This is a genomic window from Pseudomonas sp. T8, assembly GCF_024610635.1.
Taxonomy (GTDB): domain Bacteria; phylum Pseudomonadota; class Gammaproteobacteria; order Pseudomonadales; family Pseudomonadaceae; genus Aquipseudomonas; species Aquipseudomonas chlororaphis_I.
The window spans coordinates 1,630,146-1,655,853 of sequence record NZ_CP102374.1 but is presented as its reverse complement, the minus strand read 5'-3'; the positions used below and the strand labels follow the sequence as shown (position 1 = coordinate 1,655,853).

19 protein-coding genes are annotated in these 25,708 nt (G+C 63.9%); 8 read left to right on the top strand and 11 right to left on the bottom strand.

Features of this window, described 5'->3' with window-relative positions:
- Window positions 1-308 precede the first annotated feature (308 nt).
- Window positions 309-968: an isoprenylcysteine carboxylmethyltransferase family protein gene (locus tag NRG23_RS07185; protein ID WP_257374219.1), complete on the bottom strand. Its 660-nt coding sequence runs from the start codon at window positions 966-968 to the stop codon at window positions 309-311.
- A gap of 372 nt (window positions 969-1,340) precedes the next feature.
- Entirely contained in the window at window positions 1,341-2,243 is a 903-nt protein-coding gene (locus NRG23_RS07180) for a LysR family transcriptional regulator (RefSeq protein ID WP_016702825.1), read from the bottom strand.
- A gap of 175 nt (window positions 2,244-2,418) precedes the next feature.
- Here NRG23_RS07180 and NRG23_RS07175 point away from each other — a divergent pair, with 175 nt between their 5' ends.
- Window positions 2,419-3,063, top strand: a complete 645-nt coding sequence (locus NRG23_RS07175) for a hydrolase (protein ID WP_016702824.1) — start codon at window positions 2,419-2,421, stop codon at window positions 3,061-3,063.
- Between the two features lie 147 nt (window positions 3,064-3,210).
- On the opposite strand, the gene NRG23_RS07170 is transcribed toward NRG23_RS07175, so the two are convergent.
- The gene (locus tag NRG23_RS07170; RefSeq protein WP_009048371.1) at window positions 3,211-3,540 is read right to left on the bottom strand and encodes a hypothetical protein; all 330 of its coding nucleotides are present in this window, start codon (window positions 3,538-3,540) and stop codon (window positions 3,211-3,213) included.
- Window positions 3,541-4,109: 569 nt separating this feature from the next.
- Between NRG23_RS07170 and NRG23_RS07165 the strand changes: the two genes are divergently transcribed.
- Complete coding sequence (locus NRG23_RS07165) at window positions 4,110-6,470, top strand: DNA polymerase II (protein ID WP_173477431.1); 2,361 nt, start codon at window positions 4,110-4,112, stop codon at window positions 6,468-6,470.
- Between the two features lie 174 nt (window positions 6,471-6,644).
- On the opposite strand, the gene NRG23_RS07160 is transcribed toward NRG23_RS07165, so the two are convergent.
- On the bottom strand, window positions 6,645-6,941 hold the full coding sequence (locus NRG23_RS07160; RefSeq protein WP_041986800.1) for a hypothetical protein: 297 nt from the start codon (window positions 6,939-6,941) through the stop codon (window positions 6,645-6,647).
- A gap of 279 nt (window positions 6,942-7,220) precedes the next feature.
- Here NRG23_RS07160 and NRG23_RS07155 point away from each other — a divergent pair, with 279 nt between their 5' ends.
- Complete coding sequence (locus NRG23_RS07155) at window positions 7,221-8,654, top strand: serralysin family metalloprotease (RefSeq protein WP_028682787.1); 1,434 nt, start codon at window positions 7,221-7,223, stop codon at window positions 8,652-8,654.
- A 131-nt stretch (window positions 8,655-8,785) separates the two neighbouring features.
- Here NRG23_RS07155 and NRG23_RS07150 read toward each other — a convergent pair whose 3' ends face one another.
- Together NRG23_RS07150 and NRG23_RS07145 are read right to left on the bottom strand one after the other, a co-directional pair.
- Window positions 8,786-10,408: an MFS transporter gene (locus tag NRG23_RS07150; RefSeq protein ID WP_038631602.1), complete on the bottom strand. Its 1,623-nt coding sequence runs from the start codon at window positions 10,406-10,408 to the stop codon at window positions 8,786-8,788.
- A gap of 176 nt (window positions 10,409-10,584) precedes the next feature.
- Window positions 10,585-12,231: a GMC family oxidoreductase gene (locus NRG23_RS07145; protein WP_257374215.1), complete on the bottom strand. Its 1,647-nt coding sequence runs from the start codon at window positions 12,229-12,231 to the stop codon at window positions 10,585-10,587.
- A gap of 131 nt (window positions 12,232-12,362) precedes the next feature.
- Between NRG23_RS07145 and NRG23_RS07140 the strand changes: the two genes are divergently transcribed.
- Window positions 12,363-13,268, top strand: a complete 906-nt coding sequence (locus NRG23_RS07140; protein WP_009048377.1) for a LysR family transcriptional regulator — start codon at window positions 12,363-12,365, stop codon at window positions 13,266-13,268.
- A gap of 126 nt (window positions 13,269-13,394) precedes the next feature.
- Here NRG23_RS07140 and NRG23_RS07135 read toward each other — a convergent pair whose 3' ends face one another.
- From NRG23_RS07135 to NRG23_RS07115, 5 genes are all read right to left on the bottom strand, one after another.
- Window positions 13,395-15,275, bottom strand: coding sequence for a DUF3857 domain-containing transglutaminase family protein (locus tag NRG23_RS07135; protein ID WP_257374214.1), 1,881 nt, complete (start codon window positions 15,273-15,275; stop codon window positions 13,395-13,397).
- Window positions 15,276-15,649: 374 nt separating this feature from the next.
- A complete protein-coding gene (locus NRG23_RS07130) occupies window positions 15,650-16,045 on the bottom strand; it encodes an SgcJ/EcaC family oxidoreductase (protein WP_025809552.1) in 396 nt (131 codons plus the stop codon).
- A 17-nt stretch (window positions 16,046-16,062) separates the two neighbouring features.
- Window positions 16,063-17,166, bottom strand: a complete 1,104-nt coding sequence (locus tag NRG23_RS07125) for a DNA alkylation repair protein (protein WP_009048380.1) — start codon at window positions 17,164-17,166, stop codon at window positions 16,063-16,065.
- Window positions 17,167-17,357: 191 nt separating this feature from the next.
- Window positions 17,358-19,181 carry a monovalent cation:proton antiporter-2 (CPA2) family protein gene (locus NRG23_RS07120; protein ID WP_038631611.1) on the bottom strand — a complete coding sequence of 608 codons (1,824 nt, stop codon included), beginning with the start codon at window positions 19,179-19,181 and terminating at the stop codon, window positions 17,358-17,360.
- A 219-nt stretch (window positions 19,182-19,400) separates the two neighbouring features.
- On the bottom strand, window positions 19,401-20,291 hold the full coding sequence (locus tag NRG23_RS07115; protein WP_009048382.1) for a LysR family transcriptional regulator: 891 nt from the start codon (window positions 20,289-20,291) through the stop codon (window positions 19,401-19,403).
- A gap of 168 nt (window positions 20,292-20,459) precedes the next feature.
- Here NRG23_RS07115 and NRG23_RS07110 point away from each other — a divergent pair, with 168 nt between their 5' ends.
- From NRG23_RS07110 to NRG23_RS07095, 4 genes are all read left to right on the top strand, one after another.
- Window positions 20,460-21,536: a 4-oxalomesaconate tautomerase gene (locus NRG23_RS07110; RefSeq protein WP_009048383.1), complete on the top strand. Its 1,077-nt coding sequence runs from the start codon at window positions 20,460-20,462 to the stop codon at window positions 21,534-21,536.
- 45 nt (window positions 21,537-21,581) lie between these two features.
- Complete coding sequence (dctA, locus tag NRG23_RS07105; RefSeq protein ID WP_016702814.1) at window positions 21,582-22,904, top strand: C4-dicarboxylate transporter DctA; 1,323 nt, start codon at window positions 21,582-21,584, stop codon at window positions 22,902-22,904.
- A gap of 125 nt (window positions 22,905-23,029) precedes the next feature.
- Window positions 23,030-24,334: a CitMHS family transporter gene (locus tag NRG23_RS07100; RefSeq protein ID WP_257374207.1), complete on the top strand. Its 1,305-nt coding sequence runs from the start codon at window positions 23,030-23,032 to the stop codon at window positions 24,332-24,334.
- A 100-nt stretch (window positions 24,335-24,434) separates the two neighbouring features.
- Entirely contained in the window at window positions 24,435-25,688 is a 1,254-nt protein-coding gene (locus NRG23_RS07095) for an OprD family porin (RefSeq protein ID WP_257374205.1), read from the top strand.
- Window positions 25,689-25,708 lie beyond the last annotated feature (20 nt).

The following is a 25,708-nucleotide window of genomic DNA, read 5'->3' as shown; positions in this document are numbered from 1 at the left end:
AGCGGCACAGAGCCATGGGCAGGTTGACCAGCAGTTTCATCGCAGGTCCCCGGGGTTGCCGTGGAGATCGCCGTGGGTGCGTTGTGTTGTCGCCATGCCAATGCCGATACGGCTGCACGGGGCAGCAGCGCATGTCTGGCAGGGCGGGTGGCAACACAAGGCGTTCATCGGCCGGCGGATCTCGTCAAGAATTCACGGACATTTCGTGCAAGTGAGGCTCACCGTTTTACCGGGACTGGTCCTCGCTGCCAAGGGGCGCGTCGCAAAATATTTAACACCGCCCCCCGGCAACGTAACGGAAAAAGTCCTCAGTAGATCCAGGGCACCAGGCGCCAGGTGTAGGCGCAGTAAGTGTCGTATTGCTTGCCGAACTCTTTGCGCAGCAAGGCTTCTTCGGCGTGGATGCGGGCGATCAGCGGGATCAGCATCAAGGCGGTCAGCAGCAGGCCGACCCCGGAGCGGAAGGCCAGGGCCCAGCCCACGCAATTGATCAGCAACCCCAGGTAACTCGGGTTGCGCAGGGTGCCGTAGATGCCGGTGGTCACCAGCTGATGGCCGGGCTGGATCGCCACCAGGCCGCTGAAGCGATTGCCCAGCACGAATACCGGCCACAGCCGCAAGATGCCGCCGGCGATAAAGAACACCACGCCGAACCAGCGCGTATCGGTGCCGCCAAAGGTCCAGAAATTCAGGCGGTCGGTGTAGGCGGGAAGAAAGGCCAGCAACAGCCCGAGGATGCCGAAGGCGGCGAGGACCCAGCGGTTTTCCCGATCTTCCTGTTTGCCGGGGCTCAGGTTGCCTTCGCTGAACTGGACCACGCCGGCCATCGCCAGCAAGGACAGGGCGATGACCCACAACGCCGGGTGGGAGAAGAACGCCACCAGCCCGCCCATGCCGAGGATGGCCAGGCCAAGGTAGACGAGGCTGGCGACCAGGCTGAGCGCCGCGAGTCTGGGAGAGTTACGCATGATGGCCCCTCACGAATGCCGAGGTGTATGCATTCAGTGTAGGTCCATCGTCGAGACAGCCCAGGTCGCCCGCGGCACCGCGTCGCCTGCATCGCCGGCAAGCCTGGCTCCTACAGAAGAGGAGGTGTTCACGCATGTCTGTAGCCGCTGCCGAGTAGCGCGAGGCTGCGCTCGAGGACGAAGTCCTCGCAAAACCTGCGCATGCGGTTTGCCTGTAGGAACGTGGTGCCCGGTTTTGCGGCCCCTGCGGTGCTGATCGCAGCCTCGCGGGCTCGGCAGCGGCTACAGGGACGCCATGGTGTTCCCGGCTTCTGTAGGAGCGAGGCTTGCCCGCGAGGCGGTGTATCTGACACCCCATCTCGCCTGGATCACCTACGGATGCACAGGCGGTTTCTCCGCCAACTGGGCGACCAGGAATTCGATAAAGGCCCGGGTCTTCTGCGGCACGCGCCGCGCCGATGGGTACACCGCATGGATGCTGATCGGTGGCGCCTGCCATTCGCACAGCACCGGCACCAGGCGGCCGGCGGCCAGGGCGTCGGCGACGATGAAATCGGGCAGCAGGGCGATGCCCATGCCGGCCTCGGCGGCCTGGGCCAGCAGGTCGCCGTTGTTGGCGTGCAGCGGGCCGGTGACGTGGACGCGCTGGGTGTCTTTGCCGTTGCTCAATTGCAGGCTGACTCCGCTTTGCAGGTAGCCATAGTTCAGGCACTGGTGGGCGGTCAGGTCGCGGGGCGTCTGCGGGATGCCGGCGCGCTTCAGGTAGTCCGGCGAGGCCACCATGATCCGCGGCGCCGGGGCCAGCAGCTTGGCGACCATCGAGGAGTCGGCCAGGCTGGCGATGCGGATGGTCACATCGAAACCGCCGCGCACCGGGTCCACCTGCTGGTCGCTGAGCACCAGTTGCAATTCGATGTTCGGGTGCTGCTCATGGAACAGCGGCACCAGCGGCCCGAGGCGGCGCAGGCCGAAGGACATCGGCGCGTTGACCCGCAGCACCCCGCGCAATTCGCCGATGCCGTCCCGCGCCCGTTGTTCCGCCTCGTCCACGGCGGCCAGGACTTCCCGCGCCGACTCGTAATACTCGGCGCCGGCTTCGGTCAGGTGCAGGCTGCGAGTAGTGCGGTGCAGCAGTTGCACGCCGATGGCTTCTTCCAGTGCCTGAATCTGTTTGCTGACTTTCGAGCGCGGCACGTCCATGGCCCGGGCCGCAGCGGCGAAGCCGTTGGCATCGACCGTAACGACAAACGCGCGCATGCATTCGATGCGATCCATGACTGTCCCTATTTTGGAATCAATGATTCTCGATTTTATGGAATTGTCCCTTTTTAATCCAGCCCCTAAATTAGCCACCAAGCCGGCAGCAAAGCCTCCCCAGCGGAACCCGCGCCGAGCTCCCGAATTTTGCAACTCAACGTTTGAACCTACTCGACATCAAAAGGAACGCGCCATGTCTATCCGTGAACTGCTCAACCCAAGCAACTCCGCCCTGATCCTGATCGACCACCAGCCACAGATGTCCTTCGGCGTGCAGTCGATCGACCGCCAGACCCTGAAGAACAACACCGTGGGCCTGGCCAAGGCGGCGAAGATCTTCAACGTGCCGACCATCTTCACTTCGGTGGAAACCGAGAGCTTCAGCGGCTACATCTGGCCGGAACTGCTCAGCGTGTTCCCGGATCACCAGCCGATCGAGCGCACCTCGATGAACTCCTGGGAAGACAAGAAGCTGGTGGAAGCGGTCAAGGCCACCGGGCGCAAGAAACTGATCATGGCCGCGCTGTGGACCGAGGTCTGCCTGAACTTCCCGGCCCTGGAAGCCCTGGCCGAAGGTTATGAGGTGTACATCGTCACCGACGCTTCCGGTGGCACTACCCAGGAAGCCCATGACATGTCGGTGCAGCGCATGATCCAGGCCGGCGCGGTGCCGGTGACCTGGCAGCAAGTGCTGCTCGAATTCCAGCGCGACTGGGCGCACAAGGAAACCTACGACGCGGTGATGGACCTGGTGCGTGAGCACAGCGGCGCCTACGGCATGGGCGTGGACTATGCCTACACCATGGTGCACAAGGCGCCGCAGCGTCAGGTCAAGTAAGCCAGCGACCAACGATAACGCGGTTTAGCAGAAGCACCGCGTCATCCAAATAACCGGCAAGTTGCAATAAAAAAGGGACGCTCTTATTGGAGCGTCCCTTCTTGTTTAATGAATCAACGGTTGATCAGCGACAACGACAAGTTGCACTTAGCAGAACCGGTCAATCACCCGAACTTCCGACTTGTTCTGCAGCGATTGCCATTCATTCTTCAGGGTATCGAGTACCCGTCCGATGAAGTCCCTGTCGGCGGCGGCTTTCTTGCCGACGTAGCCCTGGCCACGGCGGTACATTTTCAGGCGGGCCAGCAGGTCCTGGTTGTTCTTGTCGAACTCTTCTTCATGGGCGTGGGGCGACAGGCAGTCGATATGGACCTGGCCAGACTTGGCAATCCACAGGATGTGGCTGTCATGTTTGTCTTTCTGTGCCGCGAACATACGAGCCAGTTCATCAATAGTAGGTTGATTGTTCAGATTCATTTGTAAGCCCCTTGACCATTTCGATCTATCTAGTTGAGTCGCTAATTGATATCGCTACATCGGTAAGTTGAACCCTGATACCGGAAACAGGGCGACAGAGGGTGTCTGTCGGATACAGATAAGGCCCAGAGCCTGATGCGTGTAGTCGTCTTGATTAACTGCTACGCAATAGCGTCACAACGAAGAGAAGCAGCGTAAACCTGGATCAAGCTGCCGAAGTTTTCAGTTTCGGCCACAAGCATCTTGAGGAGTTTTCGCCAGCTTCCCGCCCTTTGTACTGGACGTTCATGCCAGGTCAGTTTCATCAATCTGCCTTGTGGGCAGTACACATCCGGGTTAACAGCTCGGCGGTCAGACGAGCTTGCTCATAACACCTTTGCCAAGTCTCCCGATCGGGGAGACGCCTGCATCATGCAAGGGCAAATTCGCCTCGTCAACGGTTTTGTAGTGAAAATTTTCAAGCACTACATATTGTCCGACAAAACCTTTCGGCACATGCCCGGAACGGGCTATCGCGACCGAAGGCAGGTAGAATCAAGGCCTTGAAACAGGTTCTTGAGGTTGCAGTGGTGGATTTACAGCAGGGCTTCGTCCTGACCCGGCACTGGCGTGACACGCCGGCAGGCACGGAAGTCGAGTTCTGGTTGGCGACCGATGCCGGGCCGCGCCAGATCCGCTTGCCGGTGCAGACCTCCGTGGCCTTCATTCCCGCCGAACAGCAGGAACAGGCCCGGCGCCTGCTGACCGACGATCGCGATGTCGAATTGCGTCCCCTGGGCCTGTGCGACTTCCAGCACCGCCCGGTGCTGGGCCTGTACTGCCCGCAGCACAATCAATTGATCCGCCTTGAAAAGACCTTGCGCCGCGCCGGCGTCGAGGTGTTCGAGGCCGATGTGCGGCCGCCCGAGCGCTACCTGATGGAGCGCTTCATCACCGCGCCGGTGTGGTTCGGCGGTACTCCGGGCGAGGGCGGGATGCTGCTGGAGGCGCAGATGAAGCCGGCGCCGGACTACCGACCGTCGTTGAAGCTGGTGTCGCTGGATATCGAGACCAGCGAGACCGGCGAGCTGTATTCCATCGCCCTGGAAGGCTGTGGCCAGCGCCAGGTGTACATGCTCGGCCGTGCTCGCGAGGACGACAGCGCGGTGGACTTCGACCTGGAGTTCTGCGCCAGCCGCGAGCAGTTGCTCGAGCGGCTCAACCAGTGGCTGGCGCGGCACGATCCGGACGCGATCATCGGCTGGAACCTGGTGCAGTTCGATCTGCGGGTGCTGCACGAACACGCGCGCCGCCTGGCGGTGCCCTTGCGCCTGGGGCGTGGTGGCGAGGAGATGCAGTGGCGCGAACACGGCAGCCGTACCCATTATTTCGCCGCGGCCGCCGGGCGCCTGATCATCGATGGCATCGAAGCCCTGCGCTCGGCGACCTGGAGCTTCCCGTCCTTCAGCCTGGAAAACGTCGCCCAGACCCTGCTCGGCGAAGGCAAGTCGATCGACAACCCTTACCAGCGCATGGACGAAATCAACCGTATGTTCGCCGAGGACAAGCCCGCCCTGGCGCGCTACAACCTCAAGGACTGCGAGCTGGTGACGCGGATTTTCGCCAAGACCGAGCTGCTCACCTTTCTTCTCGAGCGGGCCACGGTCACCGGCCTGCCGGCCGACCGCAGCGGCGGTTCGGTGGCGGCCTTCACCCACCTGTACATGCCACTGATGCACCGCCAGGGCTTCGTCGCGCCGAACCTCGGCGAGAAGCCGCCGGAGGCCAGCCCCGGCGGTTTTGTCATGGACTCGCGGCCGGGTCTGTACGAGTCGGTGCTGGTGCTGGACTACAAGAGCCTGTACCCGTCGATCATCCGCAGCTTCCTGATCGACCCGGTGGGGCTGGTGGAAGGCTTGCGCCAGCCGGCGGACGACGAGTCGGTGCCGGGCTTTCGCGGCGCGCGGTTTTCCCGCAGCCGGCATTGCCTGCCGTCGATCGTCGCCCGGGTCGCCGAGAGCCGCGAAGTGGCCAAGCGCGAACACAATGCGCCGCTGTCCCAGGCGCTGAAGATCATCATGAACGCCTTCTATGGCGTGCTCGGTTCCAGTGGCTGCCGCTTCTTCGATCCGCGCCTGGCCTCGTCGATCACCATGCGCGGCCACGAAATCATGCGCCGCACCCGCCAGCTCATCGAAGCGCAGGGCCACAAGGTGATCTACGGCGACACCGACTCGACCTTCGTCTGGCTCGGCAGCGCCCACGCCGAGGTGGATGCCGCGCGCATCGGCCGCGCCCTGGTGCAGCACGTCAACCAGTGGTGGCGCGATCACCTGCGCGATGAATACGGCCTGGAAAGCGCCCTGGAACTGCAGTTCGAAACCCACTTCAGCCGCTTCCTGATGCCGACCATTCGTGGCGCGGAGGAGGGCAGCAAGAAGCGCTACGCCGGCCTGGTGACCCGCGCCGACGGCACCCAGGAGATGGTCTACAAGGGCCTGGAAGCGGTGCGCACCGACTGGTCGCCGCTGGCCCAGCAGTTCCAGCAGGAGCTGTACCAGCGGATCTTCCATCGCCAGCCGTACCAGGATTATGTGCGCGACTACGTGCGGCGCACCCTGGCCGGCGAGCTGGACGAGCAACTGGTGTACCGCAAGCGCCTGCGCCGCCAGCTGGACGACTACGAACGCAACGTGCCACCCCATGTACGCGCCGCGCGCCTGGCCGACGAATACAACCAGCAGCACGGCCGGCCCCAGCGCTATCAGAACGGCGGCTGGATCAGCTACGTGATCACCCTGGCCGGTCCCGAACCCCTGGAAAACCGCACCGCGGCCATCGATTACGATCACTACGTGACCCGCCAATTGCAGCCGGTGGCGGATGCCATCCTGCCGTTCGTGCAGGATGATTTCAGCACCCTGGTGGGTGGGCAGATGGGGTTGTTCTAGGAGGCATCTCGTCGTAGCCGCTGCCGAGGCTGCGAACGACTTGGGCGGCATTCCGACGTAGCAGGCGCAAAACCTGAGAACGCGTTGAGTCTGGATAACCGCGATGTCCCCCATTACGGCTGCTTCGCGACCGATCGCAGCCTCGCGGGCTCGGCAGCGGCTACAGGGAAGGGCTCAGTCGTCGACCGAGGTGCAAATGCCGCTGGCGCCTTGCTTGCCGCTGTAGGTCACGACCACCGAATCGTCATCCTCAACGCTGATGGACACCATGATGCCCGCGCCCTTGGCCTCGAAATAACGCTCGTTGACGGTCTTGGTCTGGGCCTCTTTGCCGTTGATGAACACCGGTCCCCCTTCCTCCGCGCTGACTGGAATATTGCCCGGACAGTCGACGTTGAACAGCGGGATGCCTTCGGCGTGGGCGGCGCTGGCGACCAGCGACAGGGCGCAGCTAAGGAGGATTTTTTTCATCGTGGACTCCTTCAGGAAACAGGCAGAAGCCCGGGTGCGGCAGGGGGCTCCGTTAGCGCTGAAGCTTAGCGTATGGCGTGCCTGGGTAAGGGATTGGCGGCGATTTTAATGATATGAAAGGTTGTCTGGGCATATTGTCGGACAATAAAAATCGTGGACGAGGCGCCGATCTCTGTGTCAGTTTTTCCCCGCCTTGAATAGGGCGAGTGATAGGACGATCTCGCTAACAGGTCGCCGTGGTCTATCGGAAATTTTCAGCGTTGAACAAGGATGTAAATGATGTCAAAAGCCAAAGAAAATGCCGGTTTTTCGGCAGCTCCAGGCAGCGATGCCTACCAACTGATCACTGCCTTCAGCCATGCCTATGACCGTGGCGGCGCGGAGCTGGTGAATGGCAAGCCGTCGTACACCGCGGACCAGGCCGCCGACCAGATCCTGCGCAAGAACCTGTCCTGGCACGACCAGAACGGCGACGGCAAGATCGAGCTGAGCTATAGCTTCCTCACCCGCGAACCGGCCAACTACAACCCCAAGCTGGGCACCTTCAGCGAGTTCAGCGCGTTGCAGAAAGCCCAGGCGTTCCTGGCCCTGCAATCCTGGTCGGACGTGGCCAATGTGAGCTTCAACGAAGCGGCGAGCGGCGGTGACGGGCACCTGAGTTTCGGCAACTACAACGTCAGCACCGGTGGCGCGGCCTTCGCCTACCTGCCTTCGGGCAGCAGCTATGACGGCCAGTCCTGGTACCTGATCAACGATCAGTACCGGGTCAACGAAACCCCGGGCAACGGCAACTACGGTCGCCAGACCCTGACCCACGAAATCGGCCACAGCCTGGGCCTGTCCCATCCGGGCGCCTACAACGCCGGCAACGGCAACCCGACCTACAACGATGCCACCTACGCCCAGGACACGCGCGGCTACAGCCTGATGAGCTACTGGAGCGAGAGCAACACCGGGCAGAACTTCAGTAAGGACGGCGGTGGCGCCTACGCTTCGGCCCCCTTGATGGACGACATTGTGGCGGTGCAGAAACTCTACGGTGCCAACCACGAGACCCGCGCCGACGACACCGTGTACGGCTTCAACTCCAACACCGGGCGCGATTTCTACAGCGCCAGCTCATCCGCCTCCAAGCTGGTGTTCTCGGTGTGGGACGGCGGCGGCAACGACACCCTGGACTTCTCCGGCTTCACCCAGAACCAGAAGATCAACCTCAACGAGGGCTCGTTCTCCGACGTCGGCGGCCTGGTGGGCAACGTGTCCGTGGCCCATGGCGTGACCCTGGAAAACGCCATTGGCGGCTCGGGCAACGACCTGCTGATCGGCAACGCCGCGGCCAACATCCTCGAAGGCGGTGCCGGCAACGACATCCTCTACGGCGGCGGTGGTCGCGACACGCTGTGGGGCGGGGCAGGGGCGGACACCTTCGTGTTCGGCGCGGCATCCGATTCGACCTTCGATGAGCCCGACTGGATCATGGATTTCACCAGCGGCCAGGACAAGATCGACCTCAGCGGCCTGGCGCAGTTCGCCTCGGGCCAGGCGACCCTGAACTTCGTCAGCGGCTTCACCGGCCATGCCGGCGACGCGATCCTGACCTACTACGCCGAGACCGACCAGACCAGCTTGCTGGTCGACCTCACTGGCCTTGGCGCGGTGGACTTCGCCGTGGGCACCATCGGCCAGGCGGCGACCACCGATATCGTGGCCTGATCGATAGCAACGAAAACGGCTCGCCATGGCGCGCCGTTTTTTTTGGCCGCTACCCTTGGCTGACGATGATGGCCCCAAGGCCTGCAACCATCCTTGGGGCGCTATCGCCAGCGAGGGTTTTCCGGGGCTTTTCAGTTCTTGTCGATATCGATGTTGCGGGTTTCCCGCAGGCAGGTCAGGCCGACGAGCAGGCTGACCCCGGTGATCACCACCGGGTACCACAGGCCGTAGAAGATATCGCCGGTGTACACCACCAGGGCGAAGGACACGGTGGGCAGGAAGCCGCCGAACCAGCCGTTGCCGATGTGGTAGGGCAGGGACATGGAGGTGTAGCGGATGCGGGTCGGGAACAGCTCGACCATCAGCGCCGCCAGCGGGCCGTAGCACATGGCGGCGATCAGGATCAGGGCGACGATCAGCACCACGACCATGGTTTTGTTGACGTTCTGGATGTCGGCCGATTGCGGGTAGCCGGCCAGGGTCACGGCACCGCGCAGGGCGGCTTCGTCGAAGCCGTCGATCTGCACCTCGCCGACGTTGACCTGCACCGGGCTGCCGGCCGGCGCGGCGACGCTGGTGTAGGGCAGGCCCTGCTTGACCAGGAAGGTCTTGACCTTGTCGCACGGGCTGTCGAAACGCGCCTTGCCCACCGGGTCGAACTGGAAGGTGCAGGTGGCGGGGTCGGCCAGCACGCTGATCGGCGCCTGGCGGCTGGCCTGGTCGATGGCCGGGTTCGCGTAGTGGGCCAGGGACTTGAAGATCGGGAAGTACAGCGCGGTGGCCAGCAACAGGCCGACCATCAGCACCGGTTTGCGGCCGACCTTGTCCGACAGCCAGCCGAAGAAGATGAAGAACGGCGCGCCGATCACCACGCTGATGATCAGCAGCATGTTGGCCAGGGCCGGGTCCATCTTGAGGAACTGGGTGAGGAAGAACAGCACGTAGAACTGCGCGGCGTAGAAGGTCACCGCTTGCCCGGCGTTGATGCTGAACAGGGCGATCAGCACCACCTTGAGGTTTTCCCATTTACCGAAGGACTCGCGGATCGGCGCCTTGCTGGCCTTGCCTTCTTCTTTCATCTTCAGGAAGGCCGGCGACTCGTGCAGGCTCAGGCGAATCCAGGTGGAAATGCCCAGCAGCACGATCGACAGCAGGAACGGCAGGCGCCAGCCCCAGACTTCGAACTGGTCGCCGGTGAAGTAGCGGCAGCCCAGCACCACCAGCAGCGATAGCAGCAGGCCGAGGGTCGCGGTGGACTGGATCCAGCTGGTGTGGAAACCGCGCTTGCCCTGGGGCGCGTGCTCGGCGACGTAGGTCGCGGCGCCGCCGTATTCACCGCCCAGGGCCAGGCCCTGGAGCATGCGCAGGGCGACCAGGATGATCGGCGCGGCGATGCCGATGCTCGAGTAGGTCGGCAGCAGGCCCACGGCGAAGGTCGCCAGGCCCATGAGAATGATGGTGGCGAGGAAGGTGTACTTGCGCCCGATCATGTCCCCCAGGCGACCGAACACCAGGGCGCCGAACGGCCGTACCACGAACCCGGCGGCGAACGCCATCAGGGCGAAGATAAAGGCGGTGGTGTCGTTGACCCCGGCGAAGAACTGCTTGCTGATGACCGCCGCGAGGGCGCCGTAGAGGAAAAAGTCATACCACTCGAAGACCGTCCCCAGGGACGAGGCGAAGATGACTTTCTGGCTTTCCTGGCTGGTGGGCGCGGCGGCGGCCGCGTCCAGCGATTGAGCATGTTCCGACATATCGATATCCCTCACAGTGATTGTTTTTGTTGTTCCACTGTCGGCGCCGGCGTGGCGTCGCTATCTTCTGTGCCTGCCTCTGTAGGAGCGAAGCTTGCTCGCGATAGGCCCTTGAACCTTGCATCGCTCTTGCGGCCATCATCGCGAGCAAGCTCGCTCCTACAAGGGTTCAACGATCAGGCGGGGGTAACGGTTTGTTTTTCGGCGGCAGGGCTCCTGGTCGAGGTAGTGAGAATCAGCTCGGCGGCCTTCTCGGCGATCATCAGCGTCGGCGAACAGGTATTGCCGGAGGTGATGTACGGCATGATCGAGGCATCGGCGATGCGCAGGCCGGGGATGCCATGCACCCGCAGCTCGGCATCGACCACCGCATCCGTGCCCTGGCCCATGCGGCAGGTGCCCACCGGATGGAAGATGGTGGTGCCGATGCGCGCAGCGGCTTCGTGCAGTTGTTCTTCGCTGCGCAACTCGGCCCCCGGCAAGTACTCCGTGGGCTTGAAGGCTTGCAGGGCCGGCGCGGCGACGATGCGCCGGGTCAGGCGAATGGCGTCGGCGGCGACCCGCAGGTCTTCCGGGTGGCTCAGGTAGTTGGGCTGGATCAGCGGCGCCGCCTGCGGGTCGGCGGAGCGGATTTCCACCCGGCCACGGCTTTGTGGACGCAGGTCGCAGACCGACGCGGTAAAGGCCGGGAAGGCGTGCAGCGGTTCGCCGAAACGCTCCAGCGACAGTGGCTGTACATGGTATTCGAGGTTGGCCGAAGTCTGCTCCGGCCCTGAGCGGGCAAAGGCCCCCAGCTGGCTCGGCGCCATGGACAGCGGGCCGCTGCGGTCGTACAGGTAGCGCAGGCCCATGCCCAGCTTGCCCCACAGGCTGCCGGCGATCTGGTTCAGGGTGCGGGCGTTTTCCAGCTTGTAGATCAGCCGCAGTTGCAGGTGATCCTGCAGGTTGCCACCAACCCCCGGCAGCTCGTGGGCGACGCCTATGCCTAAGCGTTGCAGCAGCGCGGCGGGGCCGATTCCCGAACGTTGCAGGATGCTCGGCGAGCCAATGGCGCCGGCGCTGAGGATGATTTCACGACGGGCCTTGAAGGTCTGCGGCTGGCCCTGGTGACGGGCGCTGACCGCGGCCGCGCGGCCGTTTTCCAGGAGCACGCGATCGACCTCGACCCCGGTCAGCACGGTGAGGTTGGGCCGCTGGCGGATCGGCTTGAGGAAGGCCTTGGCGGCGTTCCAGCGCACCCCGGCTTTCTGGTTGACCTGGAAGTAGCCGCAGCCTTCGTTGTCGCCGCCGTTGAAGTCGTCGACGCTGGCGATGCCGCTCTGTTCGGCGGCGCTGCGGAAGGCATCGAGGATTGGCCATGACAGACGCTGGCGCTCGACCCGCCATTCGCCGGCGGCGCCGTGAAACTGCGAGTCGCCAGCAAAGTGGTTTTCGCTTTTGCGAAACAGCGGCAGAACGTCCTGCCAGTTCCAGCCGGGATTGCCGTCGGCGGCCCAGCACTGATAGTCGCCGGCCTGGCCGCGCATATAGATCATGCCGTTGATCGACGAGCAGCCGCCCAGCACCTTGCCGCGCGGGTAGCTCAGGCTGCGGCCTTGCAGGCCGGGTTCGGCTTCGGTCTTGAAGCACCAGTCGGTGCGCGGGTTGCCGATGCAGAACAGGTAGCCGACGGGAATGTGAATCCAGGGGTAGTTGTCGCGGCCACCGGCTTCCAGCAGCAGGACGCGGTGGGCCGGGTTGGCGGACAGCCGATTGGCCAGCAGGCAACCGGCGGGGCCGGCGCCGACCACTATGTAGTCGTATGGATCGAAGGCAGGCAGCATCCATGACCTCGCTTTATCGTTCTTGTTGGGCTCATCCTAGTTGTTAGCTTTCGTTAAAAGAATGTTAGTTTTTGCTCAGCTGCTGTGCGTTTTTAAACAGTGGCTTCCCCCGGCATCTGCAAGGAAGAGTCATGTTCGACTGGAACGACCTGCGGTTTTTTCTCGAGCTGCAACGCAGCGGTCGCTTGCTGACCGCGGCCCAGCGGCTGAAGACCACCCACGCCACGGTGGCCCGGCATATCGAGGCGATCGAGAAAAGCCTGGGCACCGCGCTGTTTGTCCAGCATGCCCAGGGCTACGAACTGACACCGGCCGGGGAGGCCTTGCTCAAGCACGCCGAGGCCATGGAGAACGTGGCCTTGCTGGCCCAGGAGGAAATCACCCAGTCCACCGCGCCCCTGGGCAAGATCCGCGTGGGCGTCACCGAGGGCCTGGGCATCATGTTTCTCGCCAGCCGCCTGCGCGGTCTGTTCGAGCGTTATCCGGGGCTGGAGGTGGAACTGGTGGCGGTGCCGCGTTTTGTCAGCATCCTCAACCGCGAGGCGGAGATCAGCATCCACCTGGAGCGGCCCAACGCCGACATGCTGGTGACCCGCAAACTCACCGACTACCGCCTGGCCCTGTACGCCAGCCAGGCGTACCTGGACCGCGCGCCGCCGCTGCGCAGCCGCGAGGACCTGGGGCGACATGCCTGGATCGATTATGTCGACGACCTGCTGTTCAGCCAGGAACTGAAGTTCCTCAACAGTTTCTGCCGCAACCCCCAGGTGGTGTTCCACAGCACCAGCGTGATCGCCCAGCAACAGGCCGCGCGCTCCGGCCTGGGCATTGCCGTGCTGCCGTGCTACATGGCCGCCGGCGATCCGCAGCTGGTGCCCTTGCTGCCCGGCGAGAGCATCCAGCGCGCCTACTGGATCAGCACCCGGCGCGACCTGCACAAGTCCGTGCGCCTGCGGGTGGTGTGGGATTACCTGGTCGAGCTGTGCGCGGCCGAGCAGGGCTTGCTGCTCGCCGAGTCGACGCCGGAAACCGGCTAGGGCAATTGTTTTTTGTAGGAGCGAGCTTGCTCGCGATGGGCGTCAACGATGACGCGTATCACCTGGATGAGCGCGTTGCTTTTGCGTTCATCGCGAGCAAGCTCGCTCCTACAGGGGGGGGGCGGATCAGCTCTTTTTCGCTGCACCCTTGAGCTGCACCAACTGCCGCGCTTGCTCGGAGCAGTCCTTGGCCTGGCTGACCATGGCCTCGAACGGCGCGCTGACGATGTCCTCATGGCTCAGCCAGCGTTTTTTCTGGCTCAGGCGGTAGTGGTAGCGGTACTCGCCCTTGACCCGTTCGCTGCGCAGGTCCATGTCGAACCAGGGCGAGCGCACGTTGCAGGCCTTGACGTCCTTGTCCAGCTGGGCGCCGGAGAGGGTAATGGTGTAGCGCAGGGTATTGGCGTCACCGATGTACAGGTCCGCCAGCTGGCCGTTGCGGCGATAGTTGACCAGGAAGTCCCAGTCGCCCTCCAGGGCCGGGCTCTTGTAGAAGTAGCTGCCGGAGATGTTTTCCAGTGGCTTGAGGTCGGTCAGGGAGGCCTTGACCCGGTAAGTCTTGGGGGCGACGAAAGCGGTCGGCTCGCGATCGATCTGGCAGTCGCGCAGTTCCCGGGTGAAACGCTCGCACAGGCTCTGGTCGTTGCTGGCGATGCCGTTCTGGTTGTCGGACACCATCAGTCGCATCAGCTCCATGTGGCTGAATTCGATACGGGCGTTGACCCGGGCCTGGCCGGCGCGATCGAAGTGTTCCTGCTTGTCCAACACGATGCTGGTGTCCGGCGCTTCCAGCGGAATGTAGTCCTGGCGCACCTGGCCGTTGGCGTCGCTGACAAAGGCCCAGCGCTCCTGGATGTCCGGCATGCTGCGGCCCGGGTCGAACACCGGGTTGGTCGGGTCCAGCCACCACACTTTGCCGTCGACCTCGGCCCGCACGATGGCATGGTTCGGCGCGTGGGTGCCGGGGATCAACAGTGGCGCGACGACGTTCTCGCGACTGACCCAGGCCGTCTCGGCCTTGATCCCGCTGGCCTTGAGCATGGCCGCCAGGAGCACCGCCAGGTCCTTGCAGTCGCCATAGCCGCGCTGTTCGATCTGCTCCAGCTCGAACGGCACGTAACCGCGTTCGGTGGCGCGCCAGTCGCCCAGGTAGCGGTAGTTGTCGTTGATGTGCTGCATCAGCCCGGCGACTTTCTCGGCGGGCGGCAGCTCGCGCAGGCCGGCCACGGCCTTGGCGCTGGCCGGCGGCAGCGGCGTGGCGAGGATTTGCTGGTAGCGCTGGGCCAGTGGGCCGAAATAGTCCTGCACCTCGGTGCTGCTGCCCAGCTCGACCCGCGGCACCTGCCGGATAAAGCCGATCGAGGGTTCATTGATGTAGTTGAGGAAGACCGGGGCCTTCTGCTCGATGGTGAGTTTTTTCCGATCGCTGGAGGCCGTAAAGCGGTAGTCGTCCATCTGCTCGCTGCGCCAGATGATCGGGCGCGTGGCGCGGTAGGTGATCTTGAAGCTGTCCTGGCGCACCGGCTTGGGGCCGAACTGCAGCACCGAGTGGAACTGCCCCAGCAGCGGTTTGGCCGCGTAGTGCTGCTGCACGGTGTAGCTGAGCCGGGTGCCGACCCGCAGGTTGGGGAAGGCCAGGGACGTCTGTTTCTCGCGCAGGAAACCCTGTTCCGGATTCGGTGCGGTACGCGTATCGATCTGCGCCGGCGCCAGCGCCACGGGCTTGCCGCCCGGCTGGGTGAATTCGGCTTTGCGCAGTTCGAAGCCATCGGTTTCGGCATAGCTGAAGTCGATGCGCGAAAGCATTTCCCGGCCCGCCGGGGTGAGGATGGTGTAGTGCTGGGTGGTGGTGCAGTCGCTGCTGTGGTCGGCGTTGAACTGGCATTCCATCACGGCGTCGGCGGCCAGGGCAGCTTCCGATTGCGGTTGATAGGCAGCCAGGGCTTGCCAGGAGAGCAGTCCGAGACCGGCGCAGATCAGGGGACGGTAAAGCGGAAAACGGTACATGAGCGCCTCGGGTGAATCATTGAAATCAGCCACCTCGCACACGGCGAATCGCGCGTGACAGGCGGGTGGCTAGCGGGGGAGGCGCCAAATGATAATTTATCGCAATACGGATTTACAGCATTGTCTGACAATTAGTGTCGGCTGTAAGGCCCGAGATAGAGCGGTTTATTCGGATCAGTCGAGATCGTTGGACAGCGGGAGAGGGCGTTCGCGGCGCTGGAATTTTTCCTCGAAACAGGGTTTTCGTCCCCGCAGATATGGCGCAAAGCCATATCTGCAAGCTGAACGCTTCCAGGTGGTTTTCCGTTGTTTTCGCAAGAAGTCGCTCGGCGGATTTTGCGAAACAATTTGTTACGAGATCGCCGCCCGCGGGCTCAGCCGTCGAGCAGGTCGGTGCCGTAGGAGTTGTCGATCACACAGCGCCAGGCGCCCGACGGCTCATGGCGAAAGACATAGGTGGCGCGCCGTTCCAGGGTGCTGGCGATGCCGTCGCGGTCCAGGGTGTCGAGCAGGGTGTGCATGATCACCAGCGCGGTGCCGGCGCCTTCGATGACCTGCATCGCGCCTTGCCGGACCACCATGCTGTGGTTGAAGTGCTCGGCGATGGCCACGAAGGCCCGGCGGATCTGTTCCTTGCCCCGGGCTTCCAGGCCCGGCTTGACCACCAGCGTGGCGTCCTCGGCGTAGAAATCCATCAGGCTGTCGAAGTCTTCGGCGGTGATGGCGCGGTCGGCGGCTTCGATCAGGGTTTTCAGCGGATGGGCCGGCATGCTCGTTCCTTGCGGTTTCAGTTGTGGATCTCGAACGCCGTGCTGCCCAGGCGCTCGCCGTTGACCAGGATATGCAGCTCATGACGCCCGGGATAGTGGCGGCGGGTGGTCAGTTCGCGGATGTGCTGGGCGCGGCCGAGCTGTTCCCGGGCCTTGGCGGGCAGGGTGAAGGCCTTGAGCTTGAACACCTTGGCGCTGGTGCCGCCGGAGGCCTTGACGTAGTCGATGGCGTAATCCACCACCAGGCGCTGGCTGGCGTCGGCGGTGGACTCCAGGGCAAAGGACAGATTGATCCGTTCCCCCAGGCGGATCACCGCCGGCTCGACCCGCAGACCCTGCAACTTCACCTGCGGCGCCTGCCCGGCGCCGATGATCGCCAGCGCCCGGCGATTGCCCTGCTTGATTAGGCTGCGCAAGGCGTGGCGGGCGATCCAGGCGGTGTGCGGGTTGTCCAGGGACCAGCCTTCGATCAGCGCCAGCACCCAGTCGGGATGGTCCTTGGTGATGTCGTTGAGGTGATTGGCCACCGACTTGCGCACATACAGGCTGGGGTCCGCCTTGAGGCGTTCGAGGATAGGCGCCGCCAGGCTTGGGTCGGCCTGGATCCGCTCCAGGCGGAACGACCAGGGCAGGCGCGGGCGGCTGCCTTCGCTGGCCAGGCGGCGCACATGTTCGTTGTCGTCCCGGGCCCAGTCCCGCATCACCGCCAGGGTGCGCGGCAGGTCATTGGCGAGGAACGGGCGGATGGCGAACTCCGAGGAGCCGAAGGCGGTGAAATACTTGAGCGCCTGCATCGAGCGCTCGAAGGCGTGGCTGCCGTAGCTGGCCACATAGTGCGGCAGGAACATGCAGACGAAGCGGCTGTTCAGGCGCGGGGCCAGGTCGTACAGCCGTGCGAGGTTGGCCTCGTAATCCGCCGGCAGTACCGCCTGCAGGCTTTCGCTGACCCGCGCCAGGCGTTGCATCACCGAGAGGTCAGCGAGGCCCTGTTTCGCCTGGGCGAGAAAGCCGCGGTGGTCGAACGCCGGGTACACCGCGAGCATTTCCCGGGCGATGTGTTCCAGGCGTTCGACGTTGAAGATTTCCTTGAGGGCGGGGGCGCTGGGGCTGGCTGCGGTCATCGGCGTATCCATTCGGGACGGGGCGTCGAGCACTGTAGCGCAACTGACTGACAGATGATGTCAGGAGCCCAGGGGATGGAGTCAGGCCTGACGCCATCGCGAGCAAGCTCGCTCCTACAGGGATCGTGGTGCTTTTCTGTAGGAGCGAGCTTGCTCGCGAAAGATCTCAGCCGCACCGCATAGCTCGATGTTCAGCGCGGTGGCGGCAACACGCCTTCGGCCTGCTCGTCCTGCTCATCCGCCTCGAACAGCCGCGCCAGTTCGGCCCGGGCTTCCTGGGCCGATTGCAGGATCTTGGCGTGGTCGTCGTAGATCGCGTGCTGGGCTTCGAGCACCTGTTCGTCGTGGGCGGTGAAGCGCTTGATCCGCGAGTCGGCCTGGGCGTGGGTCAGGCCCAGGCCGATCAGCGCCTTGCGGCTCATTTCCAGGCTCGAGTAGTAGGTTTCCCGCACCGCCTCGGCACCCAGGTCCACCAGCTTGTGCACGTGCTGGCGGTTACGGGCGCGGGCGATGATCTTGATGTGCGGATAGAGCTTGCGCACCACCGCCGCGGTGTTGATGTTGGTCTGCGGGTCGTCGGTGGCGATCACGAAGTATTCCGCCTCGCCGACCTTGGCCGCCTTGAGGATTTCCGCGCGCATCGGGTCGCCGTAGAACACCGGCATGCCGCCGAAGCTGCGGGTCAGCTCGATGGTGTCGACCGAGGTGTCGAGGGCGACGAAAGGGATCTTCTGCGCTCGCAGGATCCGCGCGACGATCTGGCCCATCCGGCCCATGCCGGCGATCACCACCCGTGGCGCGTCGGTTTCGATCTCGCGGTATTCGGCGGGCATCTCCACGGGCTTGGCCTTGGGCTGCAAGAAGCGCGCGCAGGCCAGGAGCAGCAGTGGGGTCACGGCCATGGACAGGGTGATGGTCAGCACCAGCAGGTCATACAGGCGCGCCTCGAACAGGCCCTGGTCGCGGCCGATCTTGAACACCACGAAAGCGAATTCACCGCCGGCCGCCAGCACCACGCCCAGGCGCACCGCGCTCAAGCGCCCCAGGCCACCGGCCAGGCGCCCGACCACGAACAGCAGCGGCAGCTTGATGGCGATCAGCAGCAGGGTCAGGCCCAGCACCGCGATCGGCGCGCTGAACAGCAGGCCGATATTGGCGCCCATGCCGACGCTGATGAAAAACAGCCCCAGCAGCAGGCCCTTGAAGGGTTCGATCTGCGCTTCCAGTTCGTGGCGGTATTCCGAGTCCGCCAGCAGCAGGCCGGCGAGGAAGGCGCCGAGGGCCATGGACACGCCCACCATGTCCATCAGCCACGCAGTGCCGATCACCACCAGCAAGGCGGTGGCGGTAGATACTTCCGGCAGGCCGGTGCGCGCCACCACGCGGAACACCGGGCGCAACAGGTAGCGGCCGCCGATCACCACCACGGCGATGCTGCCCAGCACTTGCAGGCCATGGCGCAGGTCTTCGGCGCTGCTGGTGTTGTGGTCGACCCCGGCCAGCACCGGGACCATGGCGATCAACGGAATCGCCGCGATGTCCTGGAACAGCAGGATGGCGAAGGCCAGGCGCCCGTGGGGGCTGGTCAGCTCCTTGCGCTCGGCCAGGCTTTGCAGGCCGAAGGCGGTGGACGACAACGCCAGGCCCAGGCCCAGCACGATGGCGCTGTTCAGCGGCTGGCCAAACAGGAACAGGGCCACGCAGCCGATCACCACCCCGGTCAGCAGGACCTGGGCCAGGCCGACGCCGAACACCGATTTACGCATCACCCACAAGCGCCGTGGCGACAGCTCCAGGCCGATGATGAACAGCAGCAACACCACGCCCAGCTCCGACACATGGCTGATGCTCTGCGGGTTGCCCACCAGCCCCAGCACCGCCGGGCCGATGATCACCCCGGCCAGCAGGTAGCCAAGCACGGCCCCCAGTTGCAGGCGCTTGGCCAGGGGGACGGTCAGCACCGCCGCGAACAGGAACACGACAGCGGCTTGCAACAGGTTGCCTTCATGGGGCATGGGCTTACTCCTGGGAAAACGGGTATTGGGTGGTGCACGGAAAAAACGGCTGCGCCTCAGGCAACCGTTTGGCCCGCAGGTTCCATGGGGGGATGGCTGTGCAGCATAAAGTCTGGGCCCGGCGCAGTCAGCCGTTAATGGCCGATACGCCGCAGGTTGTCAGGCGCAGGTTTCAGGTGTTCGTGCTATTCCACATTGGCTTGCCTGCGCCACGAACCGTCAATGCGGCCACTGCTCGAGCAGGATCGACACGAACTTTTCCGCGGCGGGCGACAGCGAGGCGCCGCGCCGGTAGACCAGGCCCAGGGTGCGGTTGACCACCGGTTCGCTCAACGGAATGCTCACCAGGGTCGGGTGGTCGGCCGCGGGCATGGCCAGGCTGGGCATGGCCGACACGCCGAGCCCGGCCTCGACCATGCCCAGCGAGGTGGACAGGTGTTGCACCTCGTAGAACCACTGGGGACGCCAGCTCAGGCCGGACAGGGCGTGGTCCAGCAGCATGCGGTTGCCGCTCAGGCGGCCGACGCCGATCAGCCGGTAATCACTGAGTTCCGACCAGGTGACTGAGGTCTTTTTCGCCAGCTCATGGTCACGCCGGCACGCCAGTACAAAAGGCTCGTTGACCAGGGGCACGAACTCGATGTCCGGGTGCTGGCCGCTCATCATGTTGATACCGAAGTCCGCCTCGCCGCGCAGCACCGCTTCCAGCCCTTCATTGGCGCTGAGGTCGAGCAGGCGGATGCGGATTTTCGGATAGCGCTCGTTATAAAGGCGGATCACCGACGGCAGGAAGTAGAAGGCCGCGGTGGGAATGCAGGCCAGGGTCACCTGGCCGATCTGCCGTTCCGCCAGTTCGCGGATATTGAGGATCGAGTCGTCGAAGTCATCCAGCAGGCGCCGGGCCTTGGGCAGGAAATCCCGGCCGACGCTGGTCAGGCTGACCTTGCGCGTGGTTCGGTCGAGCAGGGCGGTGCCCAGGCCTTCCTCCAGCTTCTTGATCCGGCGGCTCAGGGCCGGTTGGGACAAGTGCAGGGCATCGGCGGCTTCATGGAAACTGCCGAGTTCGGCGATTTTCACGAAGGATCTTATGTCCTGGAGCTCATATTCCATGTTTTTCGTCTCAGGCGAGGGCAGGAAGGCAGGCGCTGCCACTTTAGAATTTTCATGTGTGAAACGCAATAATCGCTACGATCTTTGCATTGGAAACATCGTTCGTTCCCTGACACTCTTGTGCCCAGAACATCAATTAACCCGATTGATTAACAAGAGTCTATGTCCATGCAACGAATTCCTTGTGTGCTCATGCGCGGCGGTACCTCCAAGGGACCGGTGTTTCTCGCCTGGGATCTGCCGGTGTCCATCGAGCAGCGCGATGAGCTGCTGCTCGACCTGATGGGCTCGGGGCATGAGCTGGAAATCGACGGCATTGGCGGTGGCAGTCCGCAGACCAGCAAGGTCGCGATCGTCAGCCCGTCGCTGCACCCCGAGGCCGATGTCGACTACCTGTTCGTGCAGGTGATGGTGTCCCAGCGCCGGGTCGATACGGCGCCCAACTGCGGCAACATGCTGTGCGCGGTCGGCCCCTTCGCCGTCGAGCAAGGCCTGGTCAAGGCCACTGGCGAGCAGACCCAGGTGCGGATCCGCAATCTCAATACCGGCACCTTCGTCCACTCCCTGGTGCAGACGCCGGCGGGCAAGGTCAGCTACGAAGGCGATACCGCCATCGATGGCGTGCCCGGCACCGCCGCTCCTGTGCAACTGACGTTCCTCGACGCCGCGGGCAGCAAGACCGGCAAACTCTTTCCCACCGGGAACACCCTGGACCTGATCGATGGCGTACCGGTGACTTGCATCGACATGGCCATGCCGATGCTGATCGTCGAGGCAGGGCAATTGGGCAAGCGCGGCGATGAGTCTCCCGCCGAGCTGGACGCCGACAAAGCCTTTCTGGAGCGGCTGGAGTCCTTGCGCTTGCAGGCCGGCCTGGCCATGGGACTGGGCGACGTCAGTGACAAGGTGATTCCCAAACCGGTGTTGGTTTCCCCGGCCAAGGCGGGCGGAACCTTGCAGGTGCGCTATTTCATGCCCCACAGTTGCCATCGCGCGCTGGCTATCACCGGCTCCATCGGCCTGGCCACCGCCTGTGTCAGCGCGGGCAGTGTCGCCGCCGAACTGCTGGGCGGAGCCACGCAACTGAAGCAAGTGCGCCTGGAGCACCCCAGTGGCGGGATCGATGTCGTATTGTCCTACACCGGCAACCAGGGAGAGACCATTCGCGCCTCGGTGGTTCGCACCGCGCGAAGGCTGTTCTCCGGTTTCGTCTACGCCCCGGCGTCACAACGCCTGGCCGGATAGTCCTGCACCGCAGTGACAGTCGTTCGCATCAGAACAATTCTAAAAATGGGTGATGCCATGAAAGTCGTTAAATCGCTCTACTTCCAGATCATCTGTGCCGTGCTGCTGGGCGTGGTGGTCGGGCACTTCTGGGCCCAGCAGGCCATTGCCCTCAAGCCCCTGGGCGATGCCTTCATCAGGCTGGTCAAGATGATGATCGCGCCGGTGGTGTTCTGCACCATCGTCACCGGGATCGCCGGGATGAACGACAAGCGCTCCCTGGGGCGCCTCCTGAGCAAGACCTTGCTGCTGTTCCTGGCGTTGACGGTGATCAGCCTGATCATCGGCCTGGTGGCGGTCTACCTGTTCAAGCCAGGCGCGGGGATGAACATCGACCCCACCCAGCTGAGTACCCAGGGCCTGTCGCAGTACACCGAGTCGGCGGCCAAGCTGGGTGTGGTGGAGTTTTTCATGCACATCATCCCCGAGACCTTTATCGGCGCCTTCAACAAGGGTGAGGTGCTGCCGGTCTTGTTCATCGCAGTGCTCTGCGGCTTTGCCCTGTCGTCCCTGGGCGAGCGCGGCAAGCCGGTGCTGGATGTGCTGGAAGCCGCCTCGCACATGGTGTTCAAGATCTTCTCCTACCTGATGCGCTTTGCCCCGATCGGAGCGTTCGGTGCGCTGGCCTTCACGGTCGGCCAGTACGGCATTACCTCCCTGGGCGCCCTGGCCAAGCTGATCATGACCCTCTACATCGCCTGCGGATTCTTCGTCTTCGTGGTGCTGGGCGGACTTTGTCGCGCCCACGGGTTCAGCCTGTGGAAGCTGTTGCGCTACCTGCGTGAAGAATTCCTGGTGGTGCTGGGTACCTCGTCCACCGAGCCGGTGATGCCACGCATGCTGGAAAAGCTCCAGGCGCTGGGTTGCAAGAAAGGCGTGGTAGGCCTGGTACTGCCCACCGGCTACTCGTTCAACCTCGACGGCACGGCCATCTACCTGTCGCTGGCGGCGATTTTCATTGCCCAGGCCTGCAACATCGACTTGAGCCTGGGGCAGGTGCTGACGATGCTGGCGATCATGCTGCTGTCGTCCAAGGGCGCGGCGGGTGTCACCGGCAGCGGCTTCGTCGCGCTGGCCTCGACCCTGACGGTGATCCACGACATCCCCTTGGCGGGGCTGGCGCTGTTGATCGGCATCGATCGCTTCATGTCCGAGGCCCGGGCGCTCACCAGCCTGGCCAGCAATGCCGTGGCCACGGTCGTGATCTCGCTGTCGGAAAACGCCTGCGAACGCCAGGTGCTGCTGCAGGCCCTGGATGGCCAGGCGGCGAATAATACCCAGGCCAGTGACGAAGCCTGGGAGCCGGTGCAGACCGGCAAACACCTCTAGCCGTTCGCGGCGCCCTCACAACACCGTTACCCGGTTGCAACCCTCGCCAGGCTCCGCCTGGCGGGTAAGGGGGCTGTGCGCCTGGGCGTCGGCCATGCTTGTCCATAACAACAAGAGAATCCCACATGCTTGCATTACTCGGCCTGGCCATGGTGGTCGTGTTCACGTTCCTGATCATGACCAAGCGCTTGTCCCCGATCGTTGCCCTGACTCTGGTGCCGATCGTCTTCGCGGTGATTGGCGGATTTGCCGGCAGCACCGGAAAAATGATGCTCGACGGCCTGAAAATGGTCGCCCCCTCCGCGGCGCTGCTGCTGTTTGCGATTCTGTTCTTCGGCCTGATGATCGACGCGGGCCTGTTCGACCCGCTGATCCGCAAGATCCTCAAGCGGGTCAACGGCGACCCGGTGAAGATCGCCGTCGGCACCGCGTTGCTGTCGCTGCTGGTGGCCCTGGACGGTGACGGCACCACCACCTACATGATCACCTGCGCGGCGATGCTGCCGCTGTACAAGCGCATCGGCATGAACCCGATGATCCTTGCCACCATCGCCATGCTCTCCCTGAGCATCATGAGCGGCATGACCCCCTGGGGCGGTCCGGCCACCCGGGCCATTGCCGCCCTCGGGCTGGATGCCGGCGAGTACTTCGTGCCGTTGCTGCCGACCATGATCGGCGGTGCGGCCTGGGTGGTGTTCAGCGCCTTTCTGCTGGGCCGCGCCGAGCGCAAGCGCATCGGCAACACTCAACTGCAGAGCGGTGGAGGCAACTGCTACATCAAGGCCATAGTCGAGGACACACCCTGCAAGCGACCGAAGCTGGCCTACGTCAACCTGATGCTGGTGGTGGCGGTGATGGTGGCGCTGGTGATGGGGCTGATGCATTCGGCGATCCTGTTCCTGATCGGCTTCGTGCTGGCGCTGATGATCAACTACCCGCAGCTGGAGCTGCAGAAAGAGCGGATCCTCGCCCATTCGGGCAATGCCATGACGGTGGTGCTGCTAGTGTTCGCCGCTGGCATCTTTGCCGGGATCTTCTCCGGTACCAAGATGGTCGATGCCCTGGCCCAGACCCTGGTGGACTGGATCCCGCCGTCGTGGGGGCACCTGTTCCCGCTGGTGGTGGCCATTACCAGCATGCCGTTGACCTTCGTGCTGTCCAACGATGCCTACTACTTCGGCGTGGTGCCGATCCTCGCCAATGCCGCGGCGGCCTATGGCATCGATCCGCTGGAAATCGCCCGGGCCTCGATCCTCGGCCAGCCGGTGCACCTGATGAGCCCGCTGGTGGCCTCGACCCTGCTGTTGGTGGGCATGGTCGATCGCGACATCGGCGACTTCCAGAGAGCCACCGTCAAATGGGCGGTGCTGACCTCCCTGGTGATTACTGCCCTGGCCCTGCTGACCGGCGCGCTGACCCTGTTTTCCTGAGCCCGTTCTCCTGGGCCATCCCTGAACCACCAAGGGTTCCCCGGCGCGCCACGGGCGTGGCGCGCGCAACACCTCGAATAACAACAATGAGTAGTCCGATATGACCCTTTCGATCACCCGTGGGGCGTTGCTGCCCCTGGCCGCTCTGTTGCCGCTGACAACCGTTGATGCGGCAGGCTTCGGCGACGACAGCACGCTCAAGCTGCAACTGCGCAATGTCTATTTCAATGAGAACTTCCGTGACGAGCATGGCCTGAGTGCCCGGGCGGCACGCACGGCCAAGAGCGAGCGCACGGAGTGGGCCCAGGGCCTGCTGCTGGATTTCCAGTCGGGTTTCACCCCCGGCACCCTCGGCCTGGGCGTCGATGGGCTGGCCCTGGTCGGGGTCAAGCTCGACTCGGGACGGGGCCGCAGCGGTACCGGCTTGCTGCCGGTGCATGACGACGGTCGCGCCGCCGACGAGTTCGCCAGTGCCGGTGTCACGGCCAAGGCCAGGCTGGCCGGGACCACCCTCAAGTACGGCACCTTGCTGCCCAGGAACCCGGTGCTGATCTACAACGACGCGCGCCTGCTGCCGCAGACCTACCAGGGCACGCAGCTCACCAGCAGCGACATCGACAACCTGACGCTCACCGCTGGCCGGCTGGATCGCTTCAAGCTGCGCGATTCCAGCGACAGCGTGCCGATCGTTGCGGACGGTTATGCCGGCGACAAGTCCGGGGACTTCACCTATGCCGGGGGCGACTACAAGCTCGGCAAGAACCTGCGTTTGAGCTACTTCTACGGCGAGCTCGAGAACTTCTACCGGCAGCACTTCGCCGGTATCCAGCACGACCTGAAGCTGGGCGCCGGCGTGCTGACCAGTGACTTGCGTTACTTCCACAGCAGCGACAGCGGTTCGGCCTACGGCGGCAACATCGACAACGATATGCTCAGCGGCCTGCTGTCCTATGCCATTGCCGGCCATACCCTGGGCGGCGGCTACCAGGTGCTCAACGGGGATGCCGGGTTGCCTTACATCAGCGGCGCCACGGTGTACTCGTTCAGCAACGTGGGCATTGGCAAGTTCATCGAGGAAGACGAGAAAACCTGGATGCTCAGCTACGGCTACAACTTCGCCGCGCTCGGGGTGCCGGGGCTGGCGTTTTCCACCCGCTACCTGAGCGGCAGCGACGGCCGCTCGAACACGGCGATCAAGGAATGGGAGCGCGATGCCGAACTGGCCTATGTGGTGCAGCAAGGCCGCTTCAAGGGGCTGGGGGTGAAGCTGCGCAACTACGTGTACCGTTCCGAATTCGCCCGGGGACGCGACAGCAACCGCCTCTATTTCACCTACGAGATCGCGCTCTGGTAAGGATGGCGGTGCCTGCCCAG

What these genes read in the sequence shown, in the direction of transcription:
- NRG23_RS07140 (WP_009048377.1), top strand. Translation starts at nt 12,363, where the DNA reads ATGTTCGACTGGAACGACCTGCGGTTTTTTCTCGAGCTGCAACGCAGC.
- NRG23_RS07185 (WP_257374219.1), bottom strand. Translation starts at nt 968, where the DNA reads ATGCGTAACTCTCCCAGACTCGCGGCGCTCAGCCTGGTCGCCAGCCTC.
- dctA (WP_016702814.1), top strand. Translation starts at nt 21,582, where the DNA reads ATGGGTGATGCCATGAAAGTCGTTAAATCGCTCTACTTCCAGATCATC.
- NRG23_RS07175 (WP_016702824.1), top strand. Translation starts at nt 2,419, where the DNA reads ATGTCTATCCGTGAACTGCTCAACCCAAGCAACTCCGCCCTGATCCTG.
- NRG23_RS07150 (WP_038631602.1), bottom strand. Translation starts at nt 10,408, where the DNA reads ATGTCGGAACATGCTCAATCGCTGGACGCGGCCGCCGCCGCGCCCACC.
- NRG23_RS07160 (WP_041986800.1), bottom strand. Translation starts at nt 6,941, where the DNA reads ATGAAAAAAATCCTCCTTAGCTGCGCCCTGTCGCTGGTCGCCAGCGCC.
- NRG23_RS07120 (WP_038631611.1), bottom strand. Translation starts at nt 19,181, where the DNA reads ATGCCCCATGAAGGCAACCTGTTGCAAGCCGCTGTCGTGTTCCTGTTC.
- NRG23_RS07115 (WP_009048382.1), bottom strand. Translation starts at nt 20,291, where the DNA reads ATGGAATATGAGCTCCAGGACATAAGATCCTTCGTGAAAATCGCCGAA.
- NRG23_RS07095 (WP_257374205.1), top strand. Translation starts at nt 24,435, where the DNA reads ATGACCCTTTCGATCACCCGTGGGGCGTTGCTGCCCCTGGCCGCTCTG.
- NRG23_RS07145 (WP_257374215.1), bottom strand. Translation starts at nt 12,231, where the DNA reads ATGCTGCCTGCCTTCGATCCATACGACTACATAGTGGTCGGCGCCGGC.
- NRG23_RS07155 (WP_028682787.1), top strand. Translation starts at nt 7,221, where the DNA reads ATGTCAAAAGCCAAAGAAAATGCCGGTTTTTCGGCAGCTCCAGGCAGC.
- NRG23_RS07100 (WP_257374207.1), top strand. Translation starts at nt 23,030, where the DNA reads ATGCTTGCATTACTCGGCCTGGCCATGGTGGTCGTGTTCACGTTCCTG.
- NRG23_RS07180 (WP_016702825.1), bottom strand. Translation starts at nt 2,243, where the DNA reads ATGGATCGCATCGAATGCATGCGCGCGTTTGTCGTTACGGTCGATGCC.
- NRG23_RS07130 (WP_025809552.1), bottom strand. Translation starts at nt 16,045, where the DNA reads ATGCCGGCCCATCCGCTGAAAACCCTGATCGAAGCCGCCGACCGCGCC.
- NRG23_RS07135 (WP_257374214.1), bottom strand. Translation starts at nt 15,275, where the DNA reads ATGTACCGTTTTCCGCTTTACCGTCCCCTGATCTGCGCCGGTCTCGGA.
- NRG23_RS07110 (WP_009048383.1), top strand. Translation starts at nt 20,460, where the DNA reads ATGCAACGAATTCCTTGTGTGCTCATGCGCGGCGGTACCTCCAAGGGA.
- NRG23_RS07125 (WP_009048380.1), bottom strand. Translation starts at nt 17,166, where the DNA reads ATGACCGCAGCCAGCCCCAGCGCCCCCGCCCTCAAGGAAATCTTCAAC.
- NRG23_RS07170 (WP_009048371.1), bottom strand. Translation starts at nt 3,540, where the DNA reads ATGAATCTGAACAATCAACCTACTATTGATGAACTGGCTCGTATGTTC.